Below are 11,567 nucleotides of genomic sequence, written 5' to 3' on the forward strand. Positions count from 1 at the left end.
GGGGATAAAGCTCAAAAAGAATTGACTCATAAGTAGGTAGGCACAATTATTTGTAGGATGGGTTAGCGGTAGCGTAACATGAGCGGGCTACGTTCTGGAAACTGTCAACTTAAAACTTACATCTGATAACTGATAACTGATAACTGATAACTGAAATTAAACCACTTTAGCGATGGCTGCTTCTAGCTTATCCATCGCCTCATCTACTTCTGTTTCCGAGACGATTAAAGGCGGTACAAAACGGAGAACTTTCGGACCTGCGGGAGCAATTAATAAACCCTCGGCCAAGGCTGCATTAACAATAGTAGATGAAACTAACTCACTTTCTGAATTAATTTCCAGACCGTTAATTAAACCCCAACCGCGCACATCGACAAATAGATGGGGATATTGAGAAGCAATCACCCCTAAACGGCTGCGTAATTGTTCCCCTCGCTGCTGGACATTTTCGAGAATGTGATCCCGTTCAATGGTTTGTAATACTGTTAAAGCTGAGGCACAAGCGAACGGATTACCCCCAAAGGTACTCGCATGACTACCCGGTTCAAACACATCACAGAACTTTCTGCACATCATCGCACCGATGGGAATACCCCCCGCTAAACCCTTAGCAGAAGTGAAAATATCCGGTTCTACCCCCAAATTCTCATAACCCCAGAGTTTACCAGTTCTTCCCACTCCCACCTGTACTTCATCAAAGACAAGCAAAATGTTATTTTCGTCGCAAATTTGCCGTAAACGTTGGAAATATTCGATAGCTCCCGGACGTACTCCCCCTTCACCCTGCAGCGGTTCCAACATAATCGCAGCCACCCGACGATTACCCTCATCGAGATCAGCGATCGCATTTTCCACCGCTTCGATATCATTGTAGGGAATATAGGCAAACCCCGGCATCAGGGGTTCAAAGTCTTTTTGGTACTTCGGTTGACCGGTTGCGGTGATGGTAGCTAAAGTGCGACCGTGAAAACTAGCGTGAGCGGTTAAAATCACCGGCTGTTCCAGGAAATCTAGCACCGTATGGGCATATTTTCGTACTAATTTAATCGCCGCTTCGTTCGCTTCCGCACCAGAATTACAGAAAAAGACCTTATCAGCGCAGGAATGATCGACAATCCATTTAGCTAGTTCCCCTTGTTCGGGAATATAGTATAAATTCGAGACATGATGGAGTTTTTGGATTTGCTGGCTAACCACTTCAATTAAAGCAGGGTGCGCGTGACCGAGGGTACAGGTGGCAATTCCTGCGACAAAATCAAGGTATTGTTTACCGGAAGTATCCCAGAGAAGACAGCCTAACCCTTTGGCGATCGCAATGGGAAAACGACCATAAGTATTCATCACATAGCTGTTAAAACTATCTCGATCAAAGGGTTGATTCGGGTTTAAATTGGAAGTGGGATCAACTAGGGTTGGTTCTAAAAGGGTTTCTGGACTCACTGGGGAACTCCTGCGCGATTAGACATAGGGGAAATTATAATCAAATCCGTCTGAGAAGGACGGGTTATTTAGATTAAAAACTGATTTCATTGTAATTTACTAGACAGTCTTAGGGGTGAATTTTGCTTGTCTATCAGTGAAGATAAATATCGTCGTCTGCGTCAGGAATTAATCGGGGGAATTTTTGCCCTGATTGTGGTATTTTTGCTGGGTACGCTTTGGTATCATCTGATCGAGGGTTGGAGTTGGCTAGATTCGGCCTATATGACGATTAGTACCCTCGCTACCGTCGGTTTTGGCGAAATTAATCCCCTAGGTGAACGGGGACGATTGTTTACAATGGTTTTGATTATCATGGGAGTAGTCAGCATCGGTTATATTGTTAATCGCTTGACCGAAGCTTTAATTCAAGGCTATTTTCAAGAGGGACTCAAACAGAGACAGGAGAAACGCTTGATCGATCGACTATCGGAACACTATATCATCTGTGGTTTGGGTCGCACGGGGAGACAGGTGGCGATCGAATTTTACGCCGAAAATATTCCTTTTGTAGTCATTGATACGGACCCCCTACAGGTAAATCGGGCCAAAGAATTAAATTATATTGTTGTTCAAGGAGATGCCACCTTAGATAAATCTTTACAAATGGCAGGAATCGAACGCGCTATTTGTATTGTGGCCGCTTTAACTTCCGATGCGGAGAATTTATATACAGTTTTGTCCGCTAAAACTCTTAATCCGAAAATTCGTGCCATTGCTAGGGCCAGTACCGAGGAAGCAGTACAAAAATTACAACGGGCCGGGGCCGATGCGGTAGTATCTCCCTATATTACCGGCGGTAGAAGATTAGCGGCCGCAGCCCTACGACCCCAGGTGATGGATTTTGTTGATGGTATTCTAACCGGAACCGATCGATCGTTTTATATGGAGGAATTTTTAATCGATCCGAGGACTTGTCCCTGTGTGGGTTTAAGTCTTAGTCAAGCACATTTAAGATCTCGATCGGGGGCCTTAGTTTTGGCTATACGTCGCGCCGATGGTACGCTAATCGGGGGACCCACTGGCGATACGGAATTAATGGCCGGGGATCTGTTAATTTGTATGGGAACGGCCGAACAATTACGCAGTTTAACTCAGATTTTAATCCCCATGCGATCGGATGGTTTACGTTTACCGAAGCATTAGTTAAAGAATCGATAAAAAATCGGCTGGTAGCATTGCGGGAACGGGGGAAGCGGCAAAATCTCTTAAGTTTCGCGTTATGATTATCTCTAGCTTTTCCGATTCAGCAACGGCACTGGTAACGGCATCTTCAAAATCTTTCATCTGACTTGCCAATGCTTGCCTAATTATTGCGTCTGTCACTCTAGCAACTTGTAAATTCTCTAGAAGACTTATCACCAATTTTCTTGAGCTTTCCCTTCCGTTTTGTTTAGACAAAATATAATAAATATTAGTGACGGCATGACCAGAAATATATCCTTGAGTTTTACCTGTCTTAACTGTATTTAATGCTTGTACAGATGCGGGAAAATATTGTTCACGCTTACCCAAAACATCTAGCAATACATCACTATCGAATAGGACTCGTTTCACCGATACTTATCGACTAAATAATCAATATACGATTCTTTTGGGTCTTCTGATCCTAAATCAACAACCCCCACTAAGTCTCTTGTCCAAGGATCAAGATCGCTTAAATCATCTGTTAGGGAATGAGAGGTAGTTTCTGAGGATACATTTTGACGAAAAACACGCCCATATTCTAATGCTTTCTCAAAAGCCTCCTCATTAGAAATTGATCCAGAAAGATTATCTAACCAGTTTTCAGACGAAGATTTTTCAGTTTCCAAATTGACCAAATCTGTTAAATTTTGTCTAGAGGCATCAATATCATTGAAATTATCTGTTAGGGAATGAGAGGTATTTTCTGAGGATACATTCCTAGAATTAAATCCCTCTTGAATTCTGAAAATTATTAAACTACTATAGGCTCTCAGTTGTGTGACTAAATGGGATGTTTCAGTATCTTGGAAATATTCGGTTATAGTACGATTAGAAACCGATAGAGTATTTTTAGCTCCCTTGTCAATTTGCTCTAGTTCTGAATCGGCAAACATATCAATAAACACATCTATGGTTTCCGAGAGAATGCGTGAACCTTCCACCACTCTGATTAAATCGGCTTTTTCCTCACCAGTCTTTCCCTCATTGATCTGAGCAAGACCGATAAATAATTGACTATAGGCAGTAATTTGATTAGTAAATTGGTCTATATATTGGATTAATTCCCGTGCCGAAACCTCATTCTTATATTGTTTCCATACCTGAAACCATAGTTGATTAATTTGACAAAATATATCGGCTCTTGCTTGATAAGTTTTAGAGTTATCCTTAACTTGCTCAAGTAAAATCTGAGTTTCTTGTAGTAAATTATTCAGTATTATCCGATCAGAATCGGTGACAATTTGATCGAGTTTATCTGTAATATCTTGCAGATTTTCTAACAAAAATTGTCCTAAATTTTCCCGTTCGACTGAAGTTTGCAGACTATTCATCGTATTTACCTCTCCTAAAACTGACGATCAAACAGAAATGAGTAGTCAAAATCATTAGCCCTAAACCTCCATTGTAACAATTTTGGGGTCTGAAAGGGTGATTATAGTTACTATAGCCTCTGAGGGAGATCGGGAGAGATCTGGCAGTAGCATTAATTTTTGTCAGCCTTTGATCCTACTTAGATAATTTGTACTATAATACTTTGTTAAAAGTTTAACCTCATATTGAAGTATCTGGTAAAAAAATGTCAAGTAGTAAAACTGGTATTGAATGGACGGACAAAACTTGGAATCCCACCACTGGTTGTACAAAGGTGAGTCCGGGGTGTCGTCATTGCTATGCAGAAGCAATAACAATGCGTTTTCCGGGAAGTTTTCCCACAGGTTTTAATTTTACTATTCATCGAGAAAGACTAGAACAGCCGAAAAAATGGCGCACACCGAGTCGAATTTTCGTCAATTCGATGAGTGATCTTTTTCATGAAGATTTAGACTTTGGCTATTTACAGGAAATCTTTGCGGTGATGCGAGACACTCCTTGGCATATTTATCAAATTTTGACTAAGCGCCCTCAAAAACTAGCAACTTTAGCAGATAAACTGGAATGGTCGGAAAATATCTGGATGGGTGTCTCTGTAGAAAGTCAGCAATATACCCATAGAATTGAGGCTTTAAAAACAGTACCAGCCAAAGTACGTTTTCTTTCCTGTGAACCTCTTTTAGGACCACTAAATCTGGATTTATCGCTGATTGATTGGGTTATTGTTGGCGGTGAATCAGGCTATCAACATCGTCCCATAGAGCCAGATTGGGTTAGGGAAATTTTGGCTCAAACCAGAGAATCTAAAGTCGCTTTTTTCTTTAAGCAATGGGGTGGTAACTATTCCAAAGCTGGTGGTAGAATGCTTGATGAGCGTATTTGGGATGAAATGCCTGCTGCTTGGAACGAACACAATGCTAAATGGACAATCAGAGCAGGTTCCTCCCTAAAAAAACTCTCAAAAAATAAAGAACAAAATAATTTATTAACATTGACCTAAACAAAGTTATCGATATGAGTCAACGAGGGCAAGAAGGCGAAGATATTATTGGTAAATGGTCTGAGGATAAGTTAGATTTACTCGCTCAGTATCTCAACGCTTATTCTGTGATCATGAATAATCAAAAAACTCCCAAGAATCCCAGAAAAAAACCTTGGCTTAAAGCTTATTACTATATAGACGCTTTTGCTGGTTCCGTGAGACCAACAGCGAAGGAAGATGAACAACGATATATTGAAGGTTCTCCCCTGCGTGCTTTGCGAACAGAACCACCATTTGATAGTTACTGGTTTATTGATACTTCCCCTCAACGCACGGAACGTTTAGAACGTTTATGTGAGGAGTTTTCTGACCGTGAAATTCATGTCTGTTGCGGTAACTGTAATGAGATTTTATGTAACGATATTATACCCAATTTATTGCTCAAGAAAAAATTTACTCAACGAGCCTTTGTTTTTTTAGATCCCTATGGATTACAAGTAGATTGGGAAACTATTATCAAATTAGCAAAAACTAAAGCTTGCGATATTTTTATTAACTTTTCGTTGATGGGAGTTACTCGGCTTTTGCCAAAGGATAAAGAACCAGAAGCAGAGGCATTAGAACGTTTGAATAAAGTAATGGGTAACGTAGATTGGCTAGAGCAAATTTATCAACCACCACAAAATATTCAATTAAATTTGTTTGATAATCAAGAACCTAATGCCAGTCGTAACAAAATCTCTGCCGATAGATTAGCAGATTTATATACAGAAAGATTAAAAACACTTTTTCCCTGCGTTAGCAACCCAGTTATCATGAAAAATTCTAAGAATGCCGCTTTATATGCTTTGTGCTTGGCCAGTCACAATGAAAAAGCCATTAAAATTACTAACGATATTTTTAAACGTTACGAAAAACTAAAATTATCCTTGTAATTTTTGTTTTTATATTTCAAGTCAAACTCGCTCAAACTTGAGTAGTCAAAATCATTAGCCCTAAACCTCCATTGTAACAATTTTGGGGTCTAAATCCTGTTTAAAAGGTATAGGAGAGGGGGAATTATGAATTATGAATTATGAATTATGAATTATGAATTATGAAGTGGGGAAGTGGGAAGAATAAATAAAAATAATCTCCTGTCTCCTGTCTCCTGTCTCCTGTCTCCTGTCTCCTGTCTCCTGTCTCCTGTCTCCTGTCTCCTGACTCGGAGACTACTGACTCCGTACTCCTCAATCTAGGGTCTGTGAGGAATTGAGAAATTGGGGATGATTTGATAGGATGTTAGTACAATCAGGGAATAGTAAAGGAAAAACCCCCTATTGCTCATGAGTCAAAATCCCAATTCTTCCTCGCGACCACTGCAGCCGCTGCCGGTTCCCTCCCTGCCGATGCCTTCCTCAGAGTTAATCACGGGAACTAGCACGGGGATAACTCAAGAAATAAGCCAACAGGTGGCGACACCGACCAAAAACGTCGCTAATATGGCCCAAAATGGTCAAATTTCCGCCCCACGTCCTCCCCAAAATCGTACTCCCAGTCAGGCTGCTTCTCCCCAAACCCCACCCCGGCCCGGTCGCGCTCCCAATCAACCCACCTTAGAACATTTGCTCCGGATGGCCTTTGATCGGGGTTATTCGGACGTTCACCTGGGAGTTGGAGAAAAAACCCGGATGCGCGATCGTGGTGAAATGATTATTCTCGACTATCCTGAAATTGACATCAACACTTTTTATAGTTGGTTACGGGAAATCCTAGGGGAAGAAGAAATCCTTCGCTTTAAAAAAGACCTAGAATTTGACGGTGCCACTCAGTACGAATTCGCTAGGGTGCGGATTAATATCTTTGAAAGTCTGCGCGGTCCGGGGATGGTTTTGCGTCTGATTCCCATGAAAATCCCCACTATGGAACAATTGCGCTTACCGGCGGTCTTCCAGGATGTGTGCAATGTGCATAAGGGATTGATTTTAATCACCGGTCCGACGGGTTCGGGAAAATCCACCACCCTAGCGGCAATGATCGATTACATCAATAAAGAAAAAGCCAAACATATTATCACCATCGAAGACCCGATCGAATTTGTCCATCAAAGTCGTCGCAGTTTGATCAAACAAAGGGAAGTGGGAATACACACCCACGAGTTCGATAATGCCCTAAAAGCCTCTTTGCGGGAAGATCCGGATATTATTCTGGTGGGGGAGATGCGCGACAAATCCACCGTTAATACGGCCCTGAAAGCTGCCCAAACCGGTCACTTAGTTATGGGAACCCTGCACACCAACAGCGCCGTTAAAACCCTAGAGCGGATTTTAACTCTTTATACCGCCGAGGAACGGGAATCCATGCGGGTGGCGATCGCAGAATCCCTGGTTTGTATTATTTCCCAGGGTTTATGTCGTACCAGCGACAGCAAACGGACAGCTTTTCACGATATTCTCGTCAACACAGAAACCGTCAAAGATTACATCTGCAGCGGCAAAAATGACGAAATTATTGAACTAATGAGAGATGGCGAATACCATGGCATGATTACCACTAATCAATCTCTGTTTAATCTCTATCAAGAGGGCCGGATTACTGAGGAGGTGGCCTTGGAAATGTCCCCGGTTCCCAATGAAATGGCGATGATGCTGCGGGGTAGAATCTAGAAAAACCCTGAAGGAAATCCTTGAGGGGTCAAGAGTTTAGTAGTCTAGAAAAATAGAAGCTCCTATTGATCCCCTAGGGGAAACCCTCCAGTGACAACTTCCGCAATTGTGTTGCCTGATATTTTTAAAGGCATCGCCCTGTTTACCCCCGGGGGCGACCTGATGTACTGTATCGATCCTGATAAACAAACTCATTGGCATCTGAATCTCTGCGCTGCTCTCCAGTCCGCTTTAGGGTTGCCAGAACCCCCCCATTTTTTAGTTCCTGGTTTTACCGCTACCATTGATCGCTGGCGAGATCCCTACAGTCACCGCATTCATACTAGAGCCGAAGTCTATCCCCTTGTCCGTCGCTATCAGCCTTTATTAAATGCTATTTTCGCCACGGACGATCGAGCTTGGTTTACTGTACCCTGGCAGGAACAATCCTCTAATCCCACTATCTTAGAAACCTATCGTCAGCAGTTTCCCCAACTTTGGCAATCCCACGATCTGATTCTCCGTTATCAGGAGCGCCCCGCTGCGAATTCGGCGATTGCTGCTGACTCTGACTACACTAACCCTAGTCCCAAGGGTTATGTTTTGCGGTTATTTGTCTCCGGTAATAATGCCAATACTAAACACACCCTAGAATCGATCCATCAGCTTCTAGAACGAGAATTACACCATCCCTATACCCTGAAAGTGATCGATATCTCTAAGCATCCAGAACAAGCGGAATCCAATCATGTCTCTGCTATTCCCACTTTAGTCCGGGTTTGGCCGCAACCAGTGAAACGCATCATCGGCGAATTTGAGGATTTACCGCGAGTATTACAGATTATCGCCACCGCTTAGGGTTTAAAGACTTCTGACTCGATCCCTCGCCACCATTCGCCCAATTTCATTAAGTCTTGCTGAATATCATCCAATTCTTGGATGTATTCCTGTTGGGAAAGACTGGCCCGACGTTCTTGCAGTTTTTTGAGACGCAATTGCACCAACAGCCAAGGCTTGGAAATCCCGTTGGTTTCTTCAATATAGCGAGCTATATCTTGACTATCCATAGTTTTTACTGTTATTATCCTATATTTTCTCAAATTAACCCGAGATACCTTTTTTTAGTTGCAGAAGATTATGTTTGATTTTAGCCACTATTACCCCTACCAAGAATTAGTTTCTTTCCTGAAAAACCTAGCTTCATCCTATCCTAATTTAATTAGCCTCACCTCGATCGGTAAAAGCTACGAAAATCGAGACATCTGGTTAACCATCCTCACAAATCAAGCCACAGGCCCCTATTTAGAAAAACCTGCCTATTGGATCGATGCTAACACCCATGCGGGGGAAGTAACAGGCTCTGCCGTCGCTCTCTACACTATCTCTCATCTTTTGCGCCAATACGGTCATAATTCCTCAATTACCAGACTTCTTGACCATTACACTGTCTATATTTTGCCGCGATTGGCCGTGGATGGAGCGGAAAAATATCTCACCACTCCCTATATGTTACGATCAAGTATTCGTCCCTATCCCCACAGGGACGAGAAACCGGGGCTATATCCTGAAGATATTAACGGCGATGGTTTAATCTTACAAATGCGCCAAAAAGATAGCTGTGGCGCTTGGAAAATTTCTGAACAAGATCCTCGCCTGATGGTGCGTCGCGAACCAGAGGAATTTGAGGGAACTTTTTACACTTTGCTCACGGAAGGTTTAATCCGCGATTACGATGGCTATAATTTTACCACTGCCCCCACCCTAGAGGGTCTGGATTTTAACCGCAATTACCCCGTTTATTGGGTTCCTGAAGGGGAACAACAGGGAGCCGGAGATTTTCCTTTTTCTGAGCCAGAAACCCGTGCAGAAGCAGAATTTTGGGCAAATAACACTAATATTAATGGCTTCGTTACCTATCATACCTATTCGGCAGTCATGTTGCGTCCCTATAGCACCCATCCCGACGAATATTTCCCCGTGGAAGACTTAGAAATGTATAAGTATATTGCTGATAAGGGAAAGGCAATGACTGGTTATGAATGCGTTTCTGTCTATCACGATTTTCGTTATCATCCCAAAGAAGTGACTAACGGTGCCATGGATGATTACGGTTATGATCATTTTGGTTGGTATGGTTTTACGGTGGAGTTATGGGATGCACCTACCCAAGCAGGAGTGAAAAAAGATGATTATATTCAATGGTTTCGCTGGCATCCTTTGGAAGATGAATTGAAATTACAGCGTTGGAATGATGAGAATTTAGCGGGAAAGGGTTTTATTGATTGGCAAAGTTTTGATCATCCCCAATTGGGAGAGGTGGAAATTGGTGGTTGGGACTTTAAAAATGTCTGGCAAAATGCTCCAGAAAAGTATTTACCGGATTTATGTGAGAAACAATGTCAGTTTACTATTGCCCATGCTTTAATGTCACCTCTTTTGGCTATCTCTCGTCTCGATCTTAAGTCGGAGGGAAATGGTATTTATCATCTGGTTTTACAGTTAGAAAATCAGGGATTCTTACCCACTTATACCAGTAAAAAGGCACTGGAAAGAAAGATAGTTCGTCCCATTCAAGTCAAGTTAAATTTAGCCGATGAGGTGAGTTTAATAGTGGGAAAATTAGATCAGGAAATCGGTCACTTAGAAGGGCGATCAAATAAAGTATATAGTAGTCTGGCTCACGGTTTAGATTATCGCCGTACGGTGGAATGGGTGATTAAGGGAGTTTCTGGTCAAGAAATCGAGATTATCGCTATAGCTGAAAGAGCAGGAACAGTCAGACAAAAAGTAATTTTATAGAGCTATTTTGTTCGATAAAATTGTTAAATAAGTATCCTTGTATTCTGTGGGTAAAACTCGCAATTTTTGGCTGCGAAGATCTGGTTCTAATCCCAAAGCTTCTAAGGGAATTACTCCTAATAAATTATTTTGACCTCCGGGTAATTCCAAACATTCAAAAGTCCCTTCCCGTCCCGCAATAATCAAGGTAGCATCGCGAAAAATTCTCGCTTTTCCTATGCCTTTAGCCGTAGCCACATCTACTTCCTTTAAAAGCTGTAAACCCAAGCGGGAGATTACTTCTGGCACCAGACAAACAGTAGTTGCTCCCGTATCTACCAAGACATTTTCTAGGGTAAGAGAGCGAATTTGTTCCGGTGCGATCATACCATCCTCCGCACGAATTTGATCGGCGCGATTGATAACTGTAATGGTGGTGTAGATTTTGCCCATATCCTCTGCAATAACTGCTGGCTCAACCATAATATTACCCTCAATTCTACCCCTAATTATACCAGAACAATTGCCAACAAATTTGTCTAGTAATTTTAATTAAGTAGGGTTTGCGGCAAAAAGTTTTTCCTGGGGGTAGGAGTCAGTAGCCGGTCGTCAGTAGCCGGTCGTTTCAGGCTTTGTTGCCCTTGTTTTTTGTACCAAGCGATGTACCACAAGAAGGATAATGCCAGGTTTTTGAAAGTCCCAATCCTATTTTCGCAGCATGAACATCGGACTTTAACAGGTCAAAAGCCTTATTTTAAAAGGGTTTTACCATTATTCAGCAAGCCCTAATTACACATCTAAGCCGTCAGCCGAACGCTTTTTCAGTCACCAGTAAACAATGAACTGAAAACTCAAATCTGATCCCTGATGCCTGTCTCCCATCTCCCATCTCCCATCTCCCGTCTCCTGTCTCCTATCTCGACTAAGAAATTAATTTTGCACGACTACTTAGGGTTTGCGGCAAAAAGTTTGTTGGTGGGGGCAGGGTGCGGCCCCCCTGCCCCTAGGGCTGTTTCATTTAAATTAAGTACAGCTGATTTTAAGTCAATAAATTTGACTGAAGATTCTCAAGTTTATCTTTTTCTAACCAAAAGAATTAGTCACAATAACTAATCTTTAATCCTCTGCCAATATTTATTATGAAT

At 42.1% G+C, this 11,567-nt stretch carries 11 protein-coding genes; 6 read left to right on the plus strand and 5 right to left on the minus strand.

The genetic code is table 11. The features are described from left to right. Positions 1-156: 156 nt before the first annotated feature. The gene (locus tag ACE1AQ_RS19820; protein WP_110545721.1) at positions 157-1,440 is read right to left on the minus strand and encodes an aspartate aminotransferase family protein; all 1,284 of its coding nucleotides are present in this window, start codon (positions 1,438-1,440) and stop codon (positions 157-159) included. Positions 1,441-1,566: 126 nt separating this feature from the next. Here ACE1AQ_RS19820 and ACE1AQ_RS19825 point away from each other — a divergent pair, with 126 nt between their 5' ends. Beyond that, positions 1,567-2,625, plus strand: coding sequence for a TrkA family potassium uptake protein (locus ACE1AQ_RS19825; protein WP_002803175.1), 1,059 nt, complete (start codon positions 1,567-1,569; stop codon positions 2,623-2,625). Here the strand turns inward: ACE1AQ_RS19825 and ACE1AQ_RS19830 are convergent, their stop codons facing one another. Both ACE1AQ_RS19830 and ACE1AQ_RS19835 read right to left on the minus strand, forming a co-directional pair. Beyond that, a complete protein-coding gene (locus tag ACE1AQ_RS19830) occupies positions 2,626-3,036 on the minus strand; it encodes a PIN domain-containing protein (RefSeq protein WP_008203283.1) in 411 nt (136 codons plus the stop codon). Beyond that, a complete protein-coding gene (locus tag ACE1AQ_RS19835; protein ID WP_374809075.1) occupies positions 3,033-3,998 on the minus strand; it encodes a hypothetical protein in 966 nt (321 codons plus the stop codon). Before ACE1AQ_RS19835 ends, ACE1AQ_RS19830 begins: the two co-directional genes overlap by 4 nt. 245 nt (positions 3,999-4,243) lie before the next feature. On the opposite strand from ACE1AQ_RS19835, the gene ACE1AQ_RS19840 reads away from it, so the two are divergent. The 4 genes from ACE1AQ_RS19840 (at position 4,244) to ACE1AQ_RS19855 (ending at position 8,502) form a co-directional block, all read left to right on the plus strand. Continuing rightward, positions 4,244-5,038, plus strand: coding sequence for a DUF5131 family protein (locus tag ACE1AQ_RS19840; protein WP_008203287.1), 795 nt, complete (start codon positions 4,244-4,246; stop codon positions 5,036-5,038). A 14-nt stretch (positions 5,039-5,052) separates the two neighbouring features. Continuing rightward, positions 5,053-5,955, plus strand: a complete 903-nt coding sequence (locus ACE1AQ_RS19845; RefSeq protein ID WP_106909305.1) for a three-Cys-motif partner protein TcmP — start codon at positions 5,053-5,055, stop codon at positions 5,953-5,955. A gap of 390 nt (positions 5,956-6,345) precedes the next feature. After that, entirely contained in the window at positions 6,346-7,665 is a 1,320-nt protein-coding gene (locus ACE1AQ_RS19850; RefSeq protein WP_110546043.1) for a type IV pilus twitching motility protein PilT, read from the plus strand. Positions 7,666-7,755: 90 nt separating this feature from the next. Continuing rightward, positions 7,756-8,502, plus strand: a complete 747-nt coding sequence (locus ACE1AQ_RS19855; RefSeq protein ID WP_110546042.1) for a circadian clock KaiB family protein — start codon at positions 7,756-7,758, stop codon at positions 8,500-8,502. Here ACE1AQ_RS19855 and ACE1AQ_RS19860 read toward each other — a convergent pair. Then, a complete protein-coding gene (locus ACE1AQ_RS19860) occupies positions 8,499-8,711 on the minus strand; it encodes a hypothetical protein (RefSeq protein WP_002751038.1) in 213 nt (70 codons plus the stop codon). The two genes, ACE1AQ_RS19855 and ACE1AQ_RS19860, sit on opposite strands and share 4 nt — an antisense overlap. 70 nt (positions 8,712-8,781) lie before the next feature. On the opposite strand from ACE1AQ_RS19860, the gene ACE1AQ_RS19865 reads away from it, so the two are divergent. Continuing rightward, positions 8,782-10,443: a M14 family metallopeptidase gene (locus ACE1AQ_RS19865; RefSeq protein ID WP_110546041.1), complete on the plus strand. Its 1,662-nt coding sequence runs from the start codon at positions 8,782-8,784 to the stop codon at positions 10,441-10,443. On the opposite strand, the gene ACE1AQ_RS19870 is transcribed toward ACE1AQ_RS19865, so the two are convergent. Then, positions 10,438-10,905 carry a retroviral-like aspartic protease family protein gene (locus ACE1AQ_RS19870; RefSeq protein ID WP_008203298.1) on the minus strand — a complete coding sequence of 156 codons (468 nt, stop codon included), beginning with the start codon at positions 10,903-10,905 and terminating at the stop codon, positions 10,438-10,440. The two genes, ACE1AQ_RS19865 and ACE1AQ_RS19870, sit on opposite strands and share 6 nt — an antisense overlap. Positions 10,906-11,567: the final 662 nt, after the last annotated feature.

The organism is Microcystis sp. BLCC-F209 (assembly GCF_041928595.1).
Taxonomy (GTDB): Bacteria; Cyanobacteriota; Cyanobacteriia; order Cyanobacteriales; family Microcystaceae; genus Microcystis.